The organism is Flavobacterium sp. IMCC34518, from assembly GCF_027111095.2.
In the GTDB taxonomy this organism is placed as follows: domain Bacteria; phylum Bacteroidota; class Bacteroidia; order Flavobacteriales; family Flavobacteriaceae; genus Flavobacterium; species Flavobacterium praedii.
In genome coordinates, this window is record NZ_CP114284.2 from 3,249,283 (window position 1) to 3,269,334 (window position 20,052).

Genomic DNA, 20,052 nt, shown 5'->3' on the forward strand with positions numbered 1-20,052 from the left:
TTTATTGTTGTAAATATGAAACATGTAAATAAGCCAAAATTAACAATAGTAGGAGCGGGTCCTGGAGATTCAGAATTAATTACTTTGAAAGCTATAAAAGCACTTGAAAATGCAAATGTTGTATTGTACGATGCTTTAGTCAATGAAGAATTACTAAAATATGCCAATCAGGCTGAAATTGTCTTTGTAGGGAAACGTTTTGGCTGTCATGCCTATTCTCAAGACCAAATTAATGACTTAATTGTATCGATGGCTCAAAAGTATGGACATGTAGTTCGCTTAAAGGGGGGAGACCCTTTTGTTTTTGGAAGAGGTAGTGAAGAAATTGATTTTGCACAACAATTTGATATTGAAACGGCCATTGTTCCTGGAATATCCTCTGCTTTGGGAGTGCCAGCATCTAATGGGATAAGTTTAACCCAACGTAAAATTGCCGAAAGTTTCTGGGTAATCACCGGAACAACTTCGGATCATAAATTGTCCAAGGATGTTGCTTTGGCTTCTAAATCTTCAGCCACTGTTGTGATTTTGATGGGAATGAACAAACTGGACGAAATTGTTTCTCTGTATCAAAGTAATCGAACCGATGATTTGCCTATTGCTATTATTCAAAATGGAACAAAAAATACGGAGAAAAAAGTAATTGGAACTATTAGTACAATTGCACAATTGGTAAAAGACAACGAATTGGCTTCTCCAGCGATTATCATCATTGGTGAAGTGGTTCATTCTATTTCAAAACTAACTTCATATTTAAAAAATGAATTCCCAAAGGACTCTTTTTTAGAGGATGAATTTATATTGCAAAATCTGGATAGTTTTGATTTTGCGGTTGTAAAAAGAAAAGACGAACTTTAGAAATTAACACTCTGCCAATTTGTTTCATTATATTGATGACCATTTCTGAAATTAATGCTAATTTTAATGTGTAACAAAATGATTGAAATTTTGTCTTACTCAATATATAGTTTTTAATATAACGAAAAATATGGAAAAAAAAGCATTAAGTTTTCTTGTTCTTAGTTTGTCGATTCAGTTTACTGTTGTAGCTCAAAGCATAGATAAATTAATTACTCCAAAAGAAGCAACGCGAATAGAAACGGTACTATCTGCAGATGATATGCAAGGCAGAAGAACCTTTACTTCTGGGATTGACAAAGCTTCAGCCTTTATAGAATCCGAATTTAAAGGGATTGGATTGCAACCTTTTAATGGAGCAACCAATTTTAGACAAGAGTTTTTTATGACGGCCTCCAAAGCAGTTTCATCAAAAATTACAATTAACGGTGAGGAAATATTTAATAATCAAGTTGTAACCTTTTCATATCTGCCCGAAGTTTCGTTGACCGAAAAGAGTGATATTACTGTTGTTAGTATCAACAAAGGTGATAATATTGGTAAAAAATTCAACGAATATTACAACAGTACCAAAAGTCTATTGGTCTTAGTTGATGATTCTTTTAAAAATGTATTACCTAATATTCAACAGATTGATAGAATTACTGCAAATCCTGGTCAAAACACGATTCTGTTTGTATTTGGGGTAATCGATGCTACTACATTTACAATCAATCTGACCAATACCATTACCAAAAAATCATTGAATAATGTAGTTGGAGTGTTGCCTGGTAAAAGCAAACCGAATGAATATGTAATTTTCTCTGGGCATTATGATCATTTGGGAATAGGTTCTCCACAAGAAGGGGTGCCACATGATGCAACCGATTCTATTTATAATGGTGCCAATGATGATGCAGCAGGAAGTACAGCTGTAATTATGTTGGCCAAGTATTTTAAAAAGAAGAATAATAATGAGCGAACTATCATTTTCACCACATTCGTAGCCGAAGAATTAGGAGGTTATGGTGCTAAATATTTTTCTAAACAATTAGCTCCTGAGCAAGTTATCGCCATGTTTAATCTAGAAATGATTGGAACAGAATCCAAATGGGGAAAGAATTCAGCATATATTACTGGTTTTGAGAAGTCGGATATGGGTTCCATTTTACAGAAAAATTTAGAAGGCTCTGCTTTTAAATTTTATCCTGATCCTTATCCAGAGCAAGAATTATTTTACAGATCGGATAATGCTACGCTTGCAAAATTGGGTGTTCCTGCTCACACTATTTCTACTTCAAAAATGGATAATGAAGCCAATTACCACAAAGCCAGTGACGAAATTGGAACTTTAGACATAAACAATATGACACAAATTATTAAAGCTATAGCTATAAGTTCTTCTAGTATTATAAGTGGGAAAGATACTCCTTCAAGAGTTGATACTGCTCAATTGAGGTAAATTTAAATTGTTGTTTTAAAAAGCTACTAAACCCTGTACAAATGATTTTTCTGTTCATTTGTATAGGGTTTTAAGTTTTAGTCTACGTTTTGATACTTTTCAATACTCTAATGGTGGTCCTACAACAATCATTTCATGGGCTTCAAATATTTGGGCACCTTCTTCAGGAGTTGGAGGGCCAGGAAGATTTCCAAGAGTTCTAAAAAAGTCTTCCATTTTTCCAGCGGGATTAAAAAAGAATACCATTTTACCTTTTTCGCTAAGTTGAGCGAATGTATGTGGAATTTGCCGTGGCAAAAAAATGGTGTCACCTTGCTTTAAACTGAATTTTTCGGTCCCAATTTGAAAAAGATAGTCTCCTTCTAGAATATAAAACACTTCGTCTTGATAGGGATGTACGTGCAATGGTGGGCCTCCTTTTTCATTGCCTTGGTATTCAAACATGCTGAGATTTCCACTAGTGTCTTTTGATGAAATTTTAATATCATTTGGATTTACACCTCCAATTTTGGTAGTTTCAGAAAATCGACTTTCATTTGTTTTTACTACAAAACCTTTTTTTAGGTCAATGTTCGCTGGGTTATTAATTACATTTTGCATCTTAAAAGTTGTTTAAGTTATTGATATACAAAATTGTAATAATTATGAAAATTGGTATTGGTAAAAAAACGACATTTTAGTAGGTGTCCGCTTCACCAAATTTTCGCTCTGGTGAATTTAGATCCAATAAGTGAAATTCAATGGGGGTTTGTTGGGTAAATGATTTGTAATCTTTGACCAAATGCTGGTAATCATAATAACCACATTGAATGGCAATACTCAGCCAATCCAAATTGGGGTTTGCATTTTTCATCCGAAAGGCATTTTCAAAACGCACCACTTTGTTGTAATATTTTGGAGAAACTCCCATTCGTTCTTGGAATTTACGTTCCAATTGTCGCATACTCAAACAGGATTCTTTGGCAAACCAGTCTAAGGAAATGTTTTCTTTATTTGATAACAAAATATCGCAAATGGAATCGATTTTATGTTTCTCTATTTTGATTTTCGAAAATTGATTTTTTAAAAAATCTTCGACTATAGCAATCATTTTTGGATAGTCTTCAGTATAAAAAAGTTTCTCGTTTACCTCTTGAATCAAATTTTTCGAAAAAATCATTTCGGCATCAAGGAAACTATTGGTTAATTCAGAGGATGGTATTCCAGTCAAACGGTATAAAGCTCCAGGTCGAAAGACAATCTGAAAAACCAAAAAGTCTTTGCCAATAAATCGATGGGTTACTTCACTTTGTTGGCCAAAAATAACTGCGGAAAGATTGGATATTTTGTTATTACTTTTAGTATAATCAACCGTTTCGGTGTCTCTGGGGTAAAAACTAAGGCAATGTTCTGGTTTTGGTGCATACGGTTTGAATGGCAAAGATGAATTAGAATCAAAGACACAACGAATCACTCTGTAAACCCGTACAAATTCTTTTAAATGGGGACTGGGCTGAAATTCATTTAACACCATATTTTAGAAACTTAAAACTATCTAATGAATTGATAATCAGATATAAAATTACGGTATTTTGTTGGTTTACAGCGAAATGCTATTTTTAATTTGAAATAATTAACATTTTCCCCGGAAGCACCGAATATGTTTTTCCTTCTTTTTTGAAATAAATAGTCAATGAGCTGGTGTTGAAAACCTTATTTTTATCGACCGAAAATTTTAAATTATTAAAGGCATTGATGTAATCCACGATGTCTATTTGTTTGGCATAATGAATGTTTGGATTGTTGGCTAGCATCTTGAAAAATTTTTCTGTTTCAATCCATTTAGATTCATCAGATCCCATTTCATAACTATGTCCCCAAATATCCATTAAAGCCAAATCTTTGGTTTGAATAAAGGTGTTTATGGTTTGATAAAAAAGGTCCAATTCTTTTTTATCATTTTCGGGTTTATTCGGTTCATAATAGGCTTTGGAAAATTGATGCATCGTAGGCCGCCATTGCAGGAAATTTTCAGGAATATTGAAAGTATAAGAATCATAAACCGTTCTTGCATATTCAATGCCTAATCCTTTGATGGTTTCAACTATAAAGTCGTTGTAATTACCAAAGGGATACGCCATTCCTCTTACGGGATAGTTGACGAGTCGTTCTAATTCTTTGCGATCTTCGGCAATTTCGTAAACAATATCAATTTTGGATAATGTATTTAAAAACGGATGATTTGCCGAATGAACCGAAACTTCATGTCCTGTAAAAAGCTCTTTTATCTCTGTTTTGTTGAGGTAATTTGGAAGTCCCAGTTTGTTTGAATTGAGATGAAAAGTTCCTATTAGTTTGTATTGGTTCATTAGTTTTACCAACCGTCTGTCTTCGGAACGACCATCGTCATAACTTAAAATCAGTGCTTTGGATTTACCTTCCGGAAAGAGCATTTCAATAGGAATTCCGATTTTGGTTATTTCAGGATTGGTTTGTGAATGTGCTGTATAAAAGAAGATAAAAAGAGTAAATGTTAGAATTGTTGTTTTCATGTTTTGCATTTAAAAATAGTAAACTTGGTATTGGTCTTTTATTGAAAAGTGGTGTTTTATAATTATTTTATGTTTTGGGAATATTGGGCTTTAGACTAAAGTAAGCCCTGTTTTTTTCTTGCCACCCGAGAGCTAGTCAACAAGCGAAGCAAATCATTAAAAATACAAAACCAACTTTCCATTAAGCCAATTGCCAAAATCCGTTGTAGTAGCTGTGCTAGCTGTTAGTAGTTGATTTTTATTTATTCCGCTAATCGGTTTTCAATATCCATTCTTTCGTGCAAAACTCTAACGACTTCAATTTCATTTGTTTTTTCTTTTTTAAAGAAAATTAAATGTGATTTTACTTTTGAATATCTATACGATTTTCGAATTCTCCCAAAGTCATGAGCCATATCTAAATTATTGACGATATATTCAATTTCGTCAATGATTAAGTTATAATATCGATCAGCTTGTTCAACAGACCAATTTTCCGCAGTATAAATCCAAATGGTATTAATATCTTCTAATGCCTTTTCACTAATTATATACTCTGGCATTATTTTTGAAAATTAGCTTTTAGCATTTCAAGATTTTTATTGCGGTCAAAATTGCTGATTTTACTACTCTTTTCGCCAATTTTTAGTTCATTGATTAGAGATTTTGTTTTGTTTTCTTCTTGCTCAAAAACTCTTAAAGCAGTTCTAACCACTTCACTTACTGAACTATATTTTCCTGTAGAAATTTGTTCATTAATAAAGTTTTCAAAATAGTCTCCTAATAAGATTGATGTATTTCGTGCCATAATTTTTATTTTTACCAAATATACCAATAATTGGTATTGAAATCAATTTTTTTTTGTGTAAAAGTCACTCTTGACTTCCCAGTACTGCATTGGGTTTGAGATTAATTTAAGCTCTATTCTGGGGTTTGCCATGCGAACGATAGCGAACAGGCGAAACAAATTATCTTAAATACAAAACCATTTTCAAATTAAGGCAATTGACTAGATCACTAGTACAACTATTAGGAATAGTCTTTTTCTATTTTTTCAATATTTAATCCTTTTGATTGTTTTATCCAACTAGAAATCATGTGAAAAAGAAAATATGCTACTATCAATTGGAATATTCTTATTATTTGCGAAACTTTTGATAAAGGTTTTATAAAAGCAAATATGAAACCTGTAACTGAATCTAACCAAATATCAGAAAAAGGAACAAATTGTTTTGGTTTTTTTATTTTATTTTCTAATTGTTTTTTTTGACTAAGAAAATAAATTACTTCACTTTTCAGGTCGTCATTTATTATTTCAAAGTTGAATTTTTTATTTCCCTTATAAATTTCAAATTTATTTGTTGTGCCTTCTGGATAATTTGGAGGTCTTGGTAAACCTGAGATTTGATACCATTTTTTATTAAATTTATTTAAAATGAAAGTATACTCTCCAATAGTTTGTTTTTTACCAATAAATGAATAATCCAATTTTAGATTTATTTCAGTTTTATTAACTTTATTAAACAATTCTTTTATTTCCGTTGAATCTTTATAGTATTTAAGTTCTTGTTTGTAAACAAGAACTCTTTGATTTAAATAATCAGTATTAAAACTATAATTATTTCTGTTAGATGAATAGCATAAATAATGGAGAAAGGGAAATAAACCAATTAGTAGAAAAGAGAGAGTAAAGAAAAAACACATTCCACTGTACTTTTTTTTAAATAAGTTATAAAGAAATATCATCGATAAGCCTACAATAATTAAAAAAATCAATTCTCCATATTCTAGAGAAAACCTATTTGATAATAGAAATCTTGTGGCAAAAATTAAAATTAAAAGTACTACTATTGTTAAACGTAGAACTTGGTTGTGATTTTTTTGTTTCATAGTTGTAAGATGTCACTTATATTAGTTAAATTTAAGATTCAAACTAGCGCTTTTATTATTTTTTGAAAATTAAATTTTTATAATATATTGTTTTTCCTTTATATATTAATTACACTTTAACTTTCTGCTGTTTGCTTTGGAGGATTAGGCACGAGAACTAATAGGGCATTATCACTAAACAGCAAATAAATCTAATATATTTCAAAATTTTATAATCGCTAATTTACTCAATACTACTTGTTAATTTAGTTTAAAAGATTATTATTTTTAGCTAGTTTATTTGTGTTTTGAGGAGTGAATTTTATATGCTTTTGTTTTGATGAATTTGAAATTACTAATGAAATATGTTCTGATGTATCGTGAAGCCCGCGAGAGGGCAATGTCATTAAGTTAAGCTTTTTTTTTCTCGCCAAGACGCAAAGGCGCAAAGTTAAGAGCCGATTTCTTGGCGTCTTCGCGTCTTTGCGAGAGTTATATTTTGAAAAATCGTAGTGAGAAACTCTTAACTTAATGACATTGCGCGAGAGGGGTAGGAGTAAGCTACCGAAGTAGCACGGATGACCCGACAGCATAAAGGAAATGGGCCGACTCACCACAACGATAAGTAGGCCCATTTTTTTTATGGTGGCTCGCCCAAAAGATCTTTGGTGAACCGATGATGCAAAAGGAATTGGTTAAACGGTAGCTTCTGTCAGTGGTGTGAAACTGCTTTTGGGGGCTTCGCATAACGAACAACAGTAATCGGCTGGAAGGTTTTTGAAAAGCGTTCCTTTTTCGATGCCTTGAATGACGTCGCCATAATCTGAATTATAAATTGTCAAGCATTCTGGGCATTGGTGAATGTCTTGTGCTTTGGTTTCTTTTTTGGTAGCGGTATTTTCAAATTCGAGTACGCTGTTACCGAGTTCTTCGAAATACTTTTTACTCAATTCGATCAGGATATTGGGTAATTCGAGTTTGTCGACATCTTGTGCGTGTACGATGTATTCTTTGGTGTTGGGGTCGAAATTTTTGGCGTACAAAACGTTGAATGTGTCTCGGATTTTGATGGATTCGAGATCCTTTGGTGATTCGTTTTTTTCGACAATAACCGAGGTGAAATAATGACCTTCGCGATTATAGTCGGATAAACCAAAAGTAAGTCCATAAGTGCTGATGTCGAACTGGTCGAGGGTACGCACGAGGAAGGTTTTCAGATTCAAAGCCCACTCCATCGCTACAGGCAAGTGCCAGTTGAGTTCGAGCAGCGAATGACGTACGTTTATTCCTTTTTTGCCCAAGAATTTTTCCCAATCGAGTTTGCGTTCTTTGGGGATTCCTTTGATGATGAAGGATTTCCAAGGCGTGATGCATATTTTTCCGATTTTGCAATCAAAACACAAATCGCACATTTCTTTTAGGAATTCGAGGTCGTACATGTTGTTGCGCCAGTATAGCCCAAGCCAGTATTGGTCGATGCCGAGTCGGTTCATTCCTTCGTAATACGGAAATGGGTAGAAAGGAATATTGAGGGGTTGGTCGATTGTCCTGTTGTTGGTGTCCAAATCGCTGATGAGTTGGAAAATCATTTCGGTAGAATCGGGCTCTTCTTGAAGGATTTTTTCGATTTCGTAATACACTTTGCCAATGTCCCAACTGTAGATCAATACTGGGAAAAGTTCCATTTTGTCCCACTTTGGTAAGCGCACATACAGGAACCAATAGTCTTCGTGGTGCGAAGCGATAAAGTTGATGTGCCCCGTGAATAGGGGAACGAGCTGCTGTTTGGGGTCGGTGATGTTGACCTTTAATTGGGGTTGTTCCTTGAATTGTTCTAAAATATACAGAAATTTATTTCCGGTAAGCCAAGGCGTATTTCTGAAAATATCGGTCGAAACATAGGAGGAAACGATGTTGTTACCGCTTTTTTCGTTGGGTAAAACAAAATGGTGTTTTCCGATTTTCTCGGGGGTGTTGTTTTTAAATCCTTTTGGAAATATAATGTCTTGTCTGGAACCAAAAGAGATAGCGTCAAGACCTTGCTCGAGTCCCATATTTACAATTTCTCGTAATTCCCCTGGTGATAATACTCCACCTTTTACTATGAGTCTTGTTAATTCCATTTTTTTTGAGTTGTTAATAGTGAATAGTTAGAAGTGAATAGTTAGAAGTGAATAGTTAGAAGTGAATAGTTAGTGGTGAATAGTTAGTAGTGAATAGTCAATGGTGAGTCGTTAGTGGTGAATTATGAATTTCCGTTTTTCTATTTTCTAAAATCTGCCTTCTGAATTCTGAATTCTGCCTTCTGCAACCTACTTCACCTTCGCCAATAGCTCCTTCACTTCGGTTTTGCAGCTGCCACAGCCGAGTCCCGCTCCGGTGGTTTTGCACAATTCGGTAAAGTTGGTGACGCCACTTTTGATGCAATCTTCGATGTTGCCGCTTCCGACTTGGCTGCAGGAACAAACGAGTTTTCCTAGTACCGGTTTGGCTTCGGCGCTGCTTCCTCTTAGTAAAGTATTTCGTTTGTCGGCCAATTCGATTTTACTTTCGATCATCGTTTTGAATTCGGCAAACTCATTTTTATCTCCCATTAGGATAGCGCCTATGAGTAAATCGTTCTTGACAATACATTTTTTGTAATAGCGTTTTCCTAAGTCGGCAAAAACAATTTCTTCGTAGGAATAGTCATTTTCCGGCACTTCGATTTGACCAATAGAACAGAGATTGATGTCTTCTAGTTTTAAAATATTCATCAAAACCGATCCTTTGTAAAAACTGCTGATGTCACCGGCAATAAAATTAGCCAAAACATCGGCTTGTTCTTCGGCTGCAGAGGTGATTCCGAATAACATATTGTTGAATTCGGCTATTTCACCTATGGCAAAAATATCGGGGTTGGAGGTTTGTAAATATTGATTGACTTTTACGCCACGTCCGCAAGCGAGTCCTGTTTCTTTGGCCAATTCGATGTTTGGAATGGTTCCAATGGTGTAAACAATAGCATTGGCGGTAATGATTCGGCCACTTTTTAGAGCGATTTCCAGTTCGTTGGCATTTTCAGTTTCGAATACAGTGCTGACTTCGTTATCAAAATAGATTTGAATGTCTCGCAATTGTACTTCTTCGGCCAATAATTTACTGGAAATACGATCCAACTGGCGTTCCATTAATCGGGAGGCTCGTTGTATAATCGTTATTTTGACTTTTTTGTGTTTCAGCGCTGCAGCGAGTTCCAGTCCCAATAAACCACCACCTACAATTACTACGTGTTGCTCTTCGGAGGGTAAATTGGTTCCGTCTAAGTAGTCCTTTAATCGATCAGCATCATTTTTCTTTCGGATGGTAAAACGTCCCGGAAGATGCAACTGGGCATTTTCGGGTATAAAAGGACGACTTCCGGTTGCCATTATTAAGGTATCAAATAGATGAATATTTCCTTGACTGTCGGTTATTACTTTGTCGGTTGCATTTACATTTTCAATGGCAACGCCCGATTTCATGGTGATATTTAATTGGCCTAGCGCTTCGTCTTTTATTTTCAAAAGGCTTTCCCACGACAATTCGGCTGTAACATATTCGGGCAATAAAACGCGATTGTAAAATGGATTTTCCTCGTTGGAAAACACTATAATTTCATCGGTAGTATTGATTTCTCTATAATTTTGAATAAAACGGAAAGCAGCAGCACCAGCGCCTACAACAGCAATTTTCTGGAATGGTTTTACGTATTTGGCAACCGTAACCGTGGTGTATTTAAAATCGGGTTCTTTGGATATTGGATCGACAATGGTATTGGTCAGATTGTTGGTTCTGTTCAAATCGTTATCCAATTGTTTTCCCCAGTGCATGGGTAAAAATAAAACGCCTTCTTTGATCGTTTCAGTTACTTTGGCTTTCACCCGAACTTCACCATTTTTGCTGCTTACCACAACAATATCACCATTTTTTATATTCCATTTGTATGCATCAATAGGGTTGATTTCCAGAACTGGGCTAGGAGTGTGCGTCATCAATCGGGATACTTTTCCTGTTTTGGTCATGGTGTGCCATTGATCGCGAATACGCCCCGTGGTCAATATAAAAGGATATTTTTCCGAAGGTAGTGCCGAAGTGTTTTCGATACTCGTCGGAATATTAAAAATTGCTTTTTGCGAAGGTGTAAAGAATTTTTTATCAGCAAATAATCGGGGTGTTCCCGGGTGCCCATAATCGGGAACTGGCCATTGAAAAGTACCTTCGTTTTTAAGTCTGGAATAATTTAAATACGATATATCAATATTGGTGCCTTTGGTCATCAGGCAGTATTCTTTGTAAACCGCTTCGGTGTTATTAAAATTGAAACCGGAAAACTTCATTTTTTTGGCAAAACGCAACAAGATTTCCACGTCTGATAATGCTTCACCGGGAGCGTTAATTCCTTTTGGCAGATACGAAATACGTCGCTCCGAGTTGGTCATCGTTCCCTCTTTTTCCAGCCAACCAGCTGCGGGTAATAATAAATCGGCAAACTTAGCTGTATCGGCATTGTGAGAGATGTCCTGAACGACTACGAATTTGGCATTAGCCAAAGCTTTTTCTACTCTTCGAGCATCAGGCAAACTCACTATCGGATTGGTGCAAATGATCCAAATGGCCTTCATTTTGCCCGATTCTAAAGCGTCAAACATTTCGGTTGCCGTCAATCCGGGTTTTTCCGAAATGGATTCCACTCCCCAAAAGTCGGCAACTTCTTTGCGATGCTCTGGATTGTTTAATTCTTTGTGAACCGCTAGTAAATTTGCCATTCCGCCTACCTCGCGTCCGCCCATAGCGTTGGGTTGTCCAGTTAAAGAGAAAGGTCCTGATCCTGGTTTACCTATTTGACCCGTTACCAATGAAAGATTTAGTAAAGCGGTATTTTTATCAACTCCTATAGCACTTTGGTTCAATCCCATGGCCCACATCGATATAAATCCTTTGGCTCTGCCAATAATATCTGCTGCCAAATGGATATCTGGTACTGAAACGCCACATAATTTGGACGCTTTTTCGAACGAACTGTTGCAGACCATTTCTTTATACAGTTGGTAGTTTTCGGTATGGTTTTTTACAAAATCCGAGTCCACATAGCCTTTTTCGATCAAGCGTTTCCCGATGGCGTGGTACAAAACGATATCCGTTCCGGGTAGTATTTGCAAATGTAAATCGGCAGCCATAGCCGAGTCGGTGCGTCTCGGGTCGATAACAATGATTTTAGTTTTTGGGTTTTTCTCTTTGTGTTGTTCAATTCGTCTAAATAAAATCGGGTGACAAAAAGCAGGATTGGCCCCTGTGATCAGGAAAGTATCGGCAAGTTCGATATCGGCATAAGCAACAGGAACCGAGTCTTCACCAAAGGTTTTCTTGTAACCAGCAACGGCTGAACTCATACAAAGTCTGGAGTTGGTGTCTATGTTGTTGGTTTTCAGAAAACCTTTTACGAGTTTGTTAACCAAATAATATTCTTCGGTTAAACATTGTCCTGAGATGTAAAACCCAACGCTGTCTGGCCCGTGTTTTTTTATAATGGAAGAAAAAACAGCGGCTGCACGATCCAAAGCAGTATCCCAACTCACTCTTTCTTTTGGGTGAGACTTGCTCCATCGCATCTCCGGATACAGAATTCTATCCGAAGTATCATTAACCACATAATGCAGGTTCATCCCTTTAGAACAAAGCATTCCTTTGTTTACGGGATGGTCTTTGTCACCTGTAACCGTCACTCCATTTTTAGAATCATTTTTCACAATAATTCCGCATCCTACTCCACAATAGGAACACGTAGTTTTGATTTCTGTATTTTGCATTAGGTATATCTTTATTGGTAAAGTAGTCTTGAAAGCATGAAATAAAAATTGTACGAAAACAAAAATAAGTAATAATTAAGTATAAATACGTATAGAACTAATTTAATTTTGATGTTTTGAGCACAAAAACTAGAATGCTAAAAAACAGTTCTTTTTTTTGAATTATTACAAGTATTGGGTGCAATTGTGGATTAATAATTGTGTTTTTGCAAGTTTGGGCGTGTCCCTGCGGGTCGTGCTGTACGTTCCCGCTTTTTTTGATAGGCTAGAAAAAAGCCTCTCAAAAAAGAGCTCCACTGCCATCACTCACGCAAAACCGTAATCATTCAACTTATTCGTTTTAAAAGAAATTTTGGATTTTATAAAAAAAACTGCTCCCCAAATGGCAATTTGAAGAGCAGTAATACACAAGTAATTAAATTGAGGAGATTTTTATTTTCTATCCATTTCTTTTGATAAGATAGATTGTTTTTCGTTCATGATTTTGGTAACGGTCATGTGCATCCATATCAAGCATGCAGCAGATAAAAGAAGTATAAAAATCCAAGAACTAGACCAAACTCCAGTACAGGTTAATAAATAACCAAAGATGATTGGTCCAAAGAAACCGCCTAGACCGCCAATCATTCCTACCATTCCGCCTACAACACCTACTTCGGTTGGGAAATATTCTGGAATGTGTTTGTAAACCGCTGCTTTACCAATTCCCCAAGAAATTCCAATAAGGATCACCAAAACTAAATACACCCACATATTGGCGCTAAAATGAATTGCGGTAACTCCTTTGGCAATCAATTCTTTTTTCTTTACTTCTTGATTTTGGCTTACTACAACTTGTTGCCAAGAATTACGTGTTGGGAATATGGTGTTTTCTATTGGTTTATTAGTTTTTAAATGGATTGGAAATTCTTTTTCTCCCACTTTCACCAATGTGCTTGTTACTGCAGTGATGATTCCTTTTTTGGTAGCCATAACTCCAGGACCTGAGGTTGTAATGTCCATTTTTGGCACCATTAATAAAGCACTTAGGATTACAGAAGAACTCAGTACCCAATACATCACTTTTCGAGCCCCAAATTTATCCGATAAGTAACCGCCAAAAGCACGAATCACTCCTGATGGCAAACTGAACATAGTGGCAAACATTCCGCCCATGACCAAACTAGTTTGATATACATTCATAAAGTTGGGCAATAACCATTGCGAATAAGCTACAAAACAACCAAAGACTAAGAAATAGTAGGCGCCAAATCTCCAAACTCTGGCATTTTTTAAGGATTGCAGCATTTGAGGAACACTCTTGGTTTGGTTTTCTTGTTTCTTGTTTTTGGTGAAAATTAAAAAGATAACACCAATTACGACTAATGCAGCACCATAAATTACAGGTAGTAATTTCCAACCATTTTGAGGATCTGAAATAGAGAATTCATTTAATAAAGATGGTGCCAAAAACGTGGTGATAGCAGCACCAGCATTACCCATTCCAAATATTCCCAATGCTCTTCCTTGCCATTCTTTTGGATACCAAATAGAGGTAAAGCCTATTCCAACAGCAAAACTGGTTCCAACCATACCAAACAGAAAACTAAGTAATGCAAACATGAAAAAGCTATCTGCAAAGGGTAACAAGAACAATGGAATAGAGCAGAGTAGAAGTAACAATGAGAATACGTATTTACCTCCATATTTATCGGTTAGGATTCCAATTGGCAAGCGCATAATGGATCCTGTTAATATTGGAATTCCTAATAGCCATCCTACTTGGACAACGTCCCATTTAAAAATTCCATTATCTACCAAGAAAGTGACCAAAACGCCATTGAGCGTCCAACAGGCAAAGCATACCGTAAATGCTAATGTATTTAAAAATAAAATACGGTGGGATTGTGAAAGGGAGTTTGTTATTGACATAAATCTTATTTTTTTTACAAAATTAAGTAGTATATCGTATTTAAAACCTGCGAAAACGCAGTTTTTAGAAATAAATTAAGTAAAAATACGTATTTAATTATTTTAGCTAAGTATTTTTGGTAGTCAAATTTCTATTTACAATTATAAAAGTGGAATTTAATTGTGTTTCAAAATGTTGATTTAAGTTTTGAAAAAGGCATAAAACTAATTCTTTTCCATAGCTCTAAAAAGTCTTGGGATAATGACATAGGTTTTATATGCAAGCTAATTATCAAAAAAAAACCTCGCTATTTAGCGAGGGCACTGAAAAAGTCTCTCGAATAAGGAAAATGAAAATAACTGAAAAGGAGCGAAAACACTATGGTTTCGCTCCTTTTAGTTATTATAAGCCCCTTGTAATCTAAGAAGATTAAATTTGACTAAAAAAAGACGATTAAATAAAATCAAAGCCTTATTTAATCGCTTTTTTTAATGATTTTTGAAAATAGGGACTTTTTCAGTGCCCTCCTATTTAGCAAGGTTTTTGAATAGTTTACTTGTTGTATAAATTTAGAGGCATTTGCTAGTAGGTTAAAATGCCTGCTTTTGGTTTATTTGTCGGATACTATTACTTTTTCTTAAAAGTACGAATATAGTTGACAATGTCCCATCTCTGATCATCTGTAATGTCTTTTAATGGCATAGGTCGTCTAGCTTCAGATATTTTCCAAAACAATTCACCATCTGTTTGTTTCTGAATTGCTTCAGAACCCAGATCGGTAACTTTTTTTTGAATTTTTTCAGCTTTTAATCCATCTCCATTACCATCTTTTCCATGGCATCGTACACAATCTATCTGATAGGAATGCTTTCCTCTTTCAAGCGAATGGATATCTGCTGGAAATGGGTTTTTCATATTAATTGCAGATTTGGGAGCATTCCAAGGTGCCTTATGTTGTGCTGAAGCAAAAGAGGCAAACAGGAATGCAATTGCAATGAAAGCTAATTTTGTAACGATTTGTTTTTGAACCTTGTTTTTCATAAAAATATATATTTAAGAATAATTAAATTGAAAAATAATGTAAAAAATGCTTTATAATATAACCTTCGAATTTACGTAATTTATTGGAAACTAGTATTATAAATACAGAGAAATTCTTTCAAAAAGTTTAGTAATAGATTTGTATTTTTTTGAACAAACAAATAGTATGAATAATGTAATAAAAGATAAAAAAAATAGTAAAATGAGATGGGAATATCGGTTTGCAAATGAGTTGTTTTTCAGTACGAACAGCCTGTATTTGCTAAGGTTATCAGAATCAGCATCTGACAAACTGAAAAAGATAAAAAGGTGGGATATTAGACTAGATTTGATAGTTGGTGTGGTGGTAAAGCACTATCCTATTAAGAGAATTTTTTAATGTAGGTGATTTTTTTTAAAAAGTAATGAAATTGAAGTAAAAGTATGGTCGCCACCTTCCTTTATTGGAGCGACTAATTGTTTTTTTTAGATAGAAAGCATTACAAAAGCGAGTACTCTGTAGCTTTGTTCGAAAGTTCCATTAGGTTTTTTACTTTTAATTTTTTCATCAAATTGAATCGATGTACTTCGGCAGTTCTTTTGCTAATGTCTAATGCTTCTGCAATTTCCTTGTTTCCTTTTCCGGTTAGCAAAAGTTTTAGAATTTCTTTTTCTCTTTTGGTAATTAATTGTTCTTCGCCCAATGAGTGTTTCGGTTCTGCAGTAAATGTTGGATTAGTTAGTTGTCCAATTAATATAGATGAAATGTCTCCGCTAAAATATTTTCCGCCGTTGGCAACGGTATGAAGTGCTTTTAGAAATTCTTCTTTGCTGGATCCTTTAAGTAAGTATCCGTCAGCTCCAGCTTGAATCGATTTTAATACGTATTCCTCAGATTCGTGCATCGAAAGCATAACAATTTTTACCAAATTATTTTTGTTGCGAAGTTGTTCAACCACTTCAATTCCAGTGAGATTTGGCATTCTGATATCGAGAATTAATAAATCGGGTTGGAGACTGTCTATTAAAGTTAAGGCCTCAAGACCGTCAGTAGCTTCGCCTACAACAGTAATATTGGCTTCGTTCTCTAATAATGATTTTATACCATCTCTCACAAATACATGGTCGTCTGCAAGAACTACTCGAATTGTATTATTCATAATATACGTATTGTTCAATTCTACTTTTTACGTAGATTCATCTAATTTAAGATGCTAAGATACGTAATTTTCAATTTCAATTGTAATTTCAATTGTAAAAATCAAGTTCAATGCTAATTTCAATGTGAAAATTCGAAGTTCCAGAACTTGATTAATATCATTATAGAGGTATATAGATTGTGATAGAATTGTAGAAAAACTGCGTAAAATATTTTCACCAATATCCTTCTTTTTTCAGGTTGAGAATATTACGGTAATACTTTTGTAGAATTGTATTTTAAATAGCAGTACTCAAATTCCTTTTTATTATTTTTTTATTGCCTTTGCCATTGCCATTGTTTTTTTTAAATAGGCACGTTAAAGGTGATTCTCGTACCTTCGTTTGGAATAGAATTAAAGAAAACACGACCGTTTATGTACTGGATTCTTTCTTTCATAAAGAGCAGTCCCATTCCAGATTCGCTGTTGCGCTTTTTCTCCACGGCATTGATGTCAAATCCTTTTCCGTTATCGTCAACTGTGATGCTCAAGAGTGTGGCGCTATGTGAAAGTTGCACTATGATATGAGTCGAATCGGCGTATTTGATGGCATTGTTTATGGCTTCTTGTGTCAATCGATAAATGTTGATTTCGATTAACGAATCCAATCGGTTGTTGAAATCGGTTTTGTTGTAAAAAAGAATGTTCTTTCCGGTGAGTTTAGAAAGTTCTGAAGTTAATTTGGCAAGAGCCGAATTGATGCCGTGATCGCTCAATTCCGGTGGCATTAAGTTGAAAGTTGCGGTACGAACTCCCTTGATAATGTCGAGGGATAATTGTTTTAAATAATCAATTTTTAATGCGGCTTTTTCTTTATCATCTAGATTGATACTTTCGAGACTGAATTTTAATCCAGTCAACATTTGTCCTATTCCGTCGTGAATTTCTCGGGCAATTCGGTTTTGTTCGTTTTCTTGGTTTTCGACAATTTTACTCGATATTACTTTTTGTTGGTTCAGTTTGTTGGCGATGTTGGCGGCATTCAAACGCTCCACTTCCTTTACTGCTTTTTTACGTTCGGTGATGTCAAAACAGATAATCAAAAGTTCCGATTCGTCTTTTTTTATCGTAACTGGAACCATCGACAAATCCAACCAAAGCGATTGTTCGTTTCGGGTGGTAATATTTAGTTCCCCCTGCCAGCCTCTGCCGTGGTTTTCGAGAACGATCCGATCGATAATGTGTTGTTCTTTTTCGATAGGAGTTAGTACTTGTCCAAATTTTTTATCAGAAAGAAAGGGGTTATATTGCAGTAGTTTGGCGAATTTTTCACCAATGTGAATGATGGTTCCATCAGTCGCAATTCGGCAATAGAGTAGAGTATTCTCCATTGCATAATTGAGGGATTTCAATTCTTTTACCGAATTTTCTTTTGCTTCGCTAATAATTTCAGTGTCTTGCGCCAATTTCAACGCTTTTCTTTCGGAAGATAAAAGGTTGTGAATGAGTAATTCAATCCTTTTGTTGGTAGGTTTGAAAATGAATAAAAATTCCAATAACAATACTAATAATGTAAAGGCTAGAATGGCATATTCTGTTTTGCGTTGCAGGGTTACTTTTTCTAGTGCTTCAGAATCATATTCGCTAACAATTTGATTCATTTTCGAAAGGAAAACAGTTTCATTTTTGAGTATAGTTTGAACTAATTTTTGATTTTCCTGCTCGTTTTGATTTTTACTTTTGTTCTCCAAAAAAGAATGAGTAGCCTTAATTATAATATCAAAATTGGGTTTTATATTTTCGAAATGCTTTGTAAGGATCGGATTTTTTTCTTTGGGGAAACCCAAACTGTCATTTCCATTTACCAATGAATAATGATTGAATTTCCAGAGTAAAATGGTTTTGGATATAACATTTATTTGGTTCTTTTTTTGCAAAGAATCAGTAATGAAATTCAGAATTAAAACTTCCTTGGTTAATTTTTGACTGAGCATTCTTTGTTTTCCAGAAGTATTTATAATTCTCGAATCGCTCAGTTGACTGTAGAGGTTGTATTGAATTAAGAGCTGACTCAAAAGTACGGTTACAGCAATGGTAATTAAGGCGAATATATACATCCGCCTTAATTTTATGAATGAAATTTTATCAAAAGATACTTTGGATTTTTTTTTCAAAACTAATTTTTTTTTGATTGTCCGTTTTTAGTCATAACCCTGTAATACTTGCTATTACTAGCCTATCGAATAATTGTTCCTCAAAATATCTTCTATTAAGCTTGTAGACGAACTCATTTAGGTACAGTTGAAGATATTTGCCTTTAATTTTATGATAATTTCCTAGAAAATTCCTTTTAGCATTACTAATTGCAATATGCACCCACTTTAAAGTTTCCGTAGTTGTTTCTTTATTCGATTTTTCAGTAATATGAATTTCCACGTAATCTGCAATATCTATATATGATGTGCTTTTGTCTGTAAAAAGAATACTTTTTTCCGAAATGGATTCCTGAATTGTTTGATTTATCAGTTCTGATGTGTGATCAGTCAAAACTTTTGCTTTAAAATACCTGCATTGATTTGATTTTTTACCAGTTTCAATATCTTCTAAAACAGTCGACTCAGCCATAATTGCAACGTTAGATTTACCAACAGCACCACGTCCACGAATTCCTTTTTCTTGTTCTATTTCGGTAGATTCAATTGTAAAATATCCTTCATCAAATTCAATCATCCCTTCCAAAGTATAACGCGCATCTCTATTGCCCATTGCTTTTCGCAACTTATGAACCATAGACCAAACCGGTTCGTATCGCTTCAATCCCAATTGTTTTTGAATTTCTTTACTTGAAAAACCTTTTTTAGTTGCCGTTAATAAGAACATGGTTTTGTACCAAATCAAAAATGACAAATTAGAGCTTTGCATTATCGTACCACTTCGTAATGATATTCTACTTCTACATTTTTTACACTCATAACTCCATCTGCTTTTTATCCAAAAATGTTCTTTGCATCCGCATTTACATTGAACTCCGATTTTATCTCTTTCCTCTTTAAAATGAAGTCTACAAGATTCTTCACTCCCGAAATTTGCTGTAAAACTGAATAAATTCATCGCTTTTTTTTATCAAATATAACACTTTTTATTAATTATGAGTGATTACGGACAATCAAAATTTTTTTTACTGCAAAGGCGAAAGGGCGCAAATTTTTTTAACTTGAATTCTTGTCTTCGTTTTTTTGCTTTATTTTATAAAAAACTGCATTAAATTTTAACCATATAATATAAGATCATTTAAGTGTATGATGCTGTTATAGATGGTTCTAAATTCAATCGTGTGGGTCTTAAAAATTAAAAATTTAATTTTTCTTTGCACCATTAGGTCGTTAAGGTTCATCAAGTCCTAGAAAACTTAATTTTTCTTAATCTCTTAATGGTAAAAATTTTTCTTTATTTTTTTCTTACCCACACAATTCAAGGTACAACCTTATAGATTAAG

15 protein-coding genes are annotated in these 20,052 nt (G+C 34.5%); 2 read left to right on the top strand and 13 right to left on the bottom strand.

Translation table 11 applies throughout. From position 1 onward, the window contains the following. The first annotated feature begins 15 nt into the window (after positions 1-15). Positions 16-858, top strand: a complete 843-nt coding sequence (gene cobA / locus OZP06_RS13930; protein WP_281323851.1) for a uroporphyrinogen-III C-methyltransferase — start codon at positions 16-18, stop codon at positions 856-858. Positions 859-988: 130 nt separating this feature from the next. After that, a complete protein-coding gene (locus OZP06_RS13935; RefSeq protein ID WP_281323852.1) occupies positions 989-2,299 on the top strand; it encodes a M20/M25/M40 family metallo-hydrolase in 1,311 nt (436 codons plus the stop codon). Between the two features lie 99 nt (positions 2,300-2,398). Here the strand turns inward: OZP06_RS13935 and OZP06_RS13940 are convergent, their stop codons facing one another. From OZP06_RS13940 to OZP06_RS14000, 13 genes are all read right to left on the bottom strand, one after another. After that, entirely contained in the window at positions 2,399-2,899 is a 501-nt protein-coding gene (locus tag OZP06_RS13940; RefSeq protein WP_281323853.1) for a cupin domain-containing protein, read from the bottom strand. Between the two features lie 76 nt (positions 2,900-2,975). Next, entirely contained in the window at positions 2,976-3,812 is an 837-nt protein-coding gene (locus OZP06_RS13945; RefSeq protein WP_269222400.1) for an AraC family transcriptional regulator, read from the bottom strand. 85 nt (positions 3,813-3,897) lie between these two features. Next, positions 3,898-4,830, bottom strand: a complete 933-nt coding sequence (locus OZP06_RS13950; RefSeq protein WP_281323854.1) for a polysaccharide deacetylase family protein — start codon at positions 4,828-4,830, stop codon at positions 3,898-3,900. Positions 4,831-5,072: 242 nt separating this feature from the next. Next, a complete protein-coding gene (locus OZP06_RS13955; RefSeq protein ID WP_269222402.1) occupies positions 5,073-5,372 on the bottom strand; it encodes a type II toxin-antitoxin system RelE/ParE family toxin in 300 nt (99 codons plus the stop codon). Then, on the bottom strand, positions 5,372-5,617 hold the full coding sequence (locus OZP06_RS13960; protein WP_269222403.1) for a type II toxin-antitoxin system ParD family antitoxin: 246 nt from the start codon (positions 5,615-5,617) through the stop codon (positions 5,372-5,374). The genes OZP06_RS13955 and OZP06_RS13960 overlap by 1 nt, the downstream gene beginning before the upstream one ends. A gap of 221 nt (positions 5,618-5,838) precedes the next feature. Beyond that, positions 5,839-6,699, bottom strand: coding sequence for a hypothetical protein (locus OZP06_RS13965; RefSeq protein ID WP_281323855.1), 861 nt, complete (start codon positions 6,697-6,699; stop codon positions 5,839-5,841). A gap of 674 nt (positions 6,700-7,373) precedes the next feature. Further along, positions 7,374-8,801 (bottom strand): rubredoxin, encoded by a 1,428-nt coding sequence (locus OZP06_RS13970; protein WP_269222405.1) that lies wholly within the window; start codon positions 8,799-8,801, stop codon positions 7,374-7,376. 189 nt (positions 8,802-8,990) lie between these two features. Further along, complete coding sequence (locus tag OZP06_RS13975; protein WP_281323856.1) at positions 8,991-12,506, bottom strand: nitrate reductase; 3,516 nt, start codon at positions 12,504-12,506, stop codon at positions 8,991-8,993. A gap of 432 nt (positions 12,507-12,938) precedes the next feature. After that, on the bottom strand, positions 12,939-14,417 hold the full coding sequence (locus OZP06_RS13980) for an MFS transporter (RefSeq protein ID WP_269222406.1): 1,479 nt from the start codon (positions 14,415-14,417) through the stop codon (positions 12,939-12,941). Positions 14,418-15,024: 607 nt separating this feature from the next. Next, entirely contained in the window at positions 15,025-15,438 is a 414-nt protein-coding gene (locus OZP06_RS13985; protein WP_281240096.1) for a cytochrome c, read from the bottom strand. A 479-nt stretch (positions 15,439-15,917) separates the two neighbouring features. Continuing rightward, positions 15,918-16,577, bottom strand: coding sequence for a response regulator transcription factor (locus OZP06_RS13990; protein WP_281323857.1), 660 nt, complete (start codon positions 16,575-16,577; stop codon positions 15,918-15,920). Between the two features lie 344 nt (positions 16,578-16,921). Next, positions 16,922-18,673 (bottom strand): ATP-binding protein, encoded by a 1,752-nt coding sequence (locus OZP06_RS13995; protein WP_269222408.1) that lies wholly within the window; start codon positions 18,671-18,673, stop codon positions 16,922-16,924. 88 nt (positions 18,674-18,761) lie between these two features. Continuing rightward, positions 18,762-19,667 carry an IS1595 family transposase gene (locus tag OZP06_RS14000; RefSeq protein WP_269222159.1) on the bottom strand — a complete coding sequence of 302 codons (906 nt, stop codon included), beginning with the start codon at positions 19,665-19,667 and terminating at the stop codon, positions 18,762-18,764. Positions 19,668-20,052 lie beyond the last annotated feature (385 nt).

Coding starts and splice junctions, on each gene's coding strand:
- OZP06_RS13975 (WP_281323856.1), bottom strand. CDS start 12,506: ATGCAAAATACAGAAATCAAAACTACGTGTTCCTATTGTGGAGTAGGA.
- OZP06_RS13965 (WP_281323855.1), bottom strand. CDS start 6,699: ATGAAACAAAAAAATCACAACCAAGTTCTACGTTTAACAATAGTAGTA.
- cobA (WP_281323851.1), top strand. CDS start 16: ATGAAACATGTAAATAAGCCAAAATTAACAATAGTAGGAGCGGGTCCT.
- OZP06_RS13950 (WP_281323854.1), bottom strand. CDS start 4,830: ATGAAAACAACAATTCTAACATTTACTCTTTTTATCTTCTTTTATACA.
- OZP06_RS13935 (WP_281323852.1), top strand. CDS start 989: ATGGAAAAAAAAGCATTAAGTTTTCTTGTTCTTAGTTTGTCGATTCAG.
- OZP06_RS13945 (WP_269222400.1), bottom strand. CDS start 3,812: ATGGTGTTAAATGAATTTCAGCCCAGTCCCCATTTAAAAGAATTTGTA.
- OZP06_RS13980 (WP_269222406.1), bottom strand. CDS start 14,417: ATGTCAATAACAAACTCCCTTTCACAATCCCACCGTATTTTATTTTTA.
- OZP06_RS13955 (WP_269222402.1), bottom strand. CDS start 5,372: ATGCCAGAGTATATAATTAGTGAAAAGGCATTAGAAGATATTAATACC.
- OZP06_RS13940 (WP_281323853.1), bottom strand. CDS start 2,899: ATGCAAAATGTAATTAATAACCCAGCGAACATTGACCTAAAAAAAGGT.
- OZP06_RS14000 (WP_269222159.1), bottom strand. CDS start 19,667: ATGAATTTATTCAGTTTTACAGCAAATTTCGGGAGTGAAGAATCTTGT.
- OZP06_RS13960 (WP_269222403.1), bottom strand. CDS start 5,617: ATGGCACGAAATACATCAATCTTATTAGGAGACTATTTTGAAAACTTT.
- OZP06_RS13985 (WP_281240096.1), bottom strand. CDS start 15,438: ATGAAAAACAAGGTTCAAAAACAAATCGTTACAAAATTAGCTTTCATT.
- OZP06_RS13970 (WP_269222405.1), bottom strand. CDS start 8,801: ATGGAATTAACAAGACTCATAGTAAAAGGTGGAGTATTATCACCAGGG.
- OZP06_RS13990 (WP_281323857.1), bottom strand. CDS start 16,577: ATGAATAATACAATTCGAGTAGTTCTTGCAGACGACCATGTATTTGTG.
- OZP06_RS13995 (WP_269222408.1), bottom strand. CDS start 18,673: ATGTATATATTCGCCTTAATTACCATTGCTGTAACCGTACTTTTGAGT.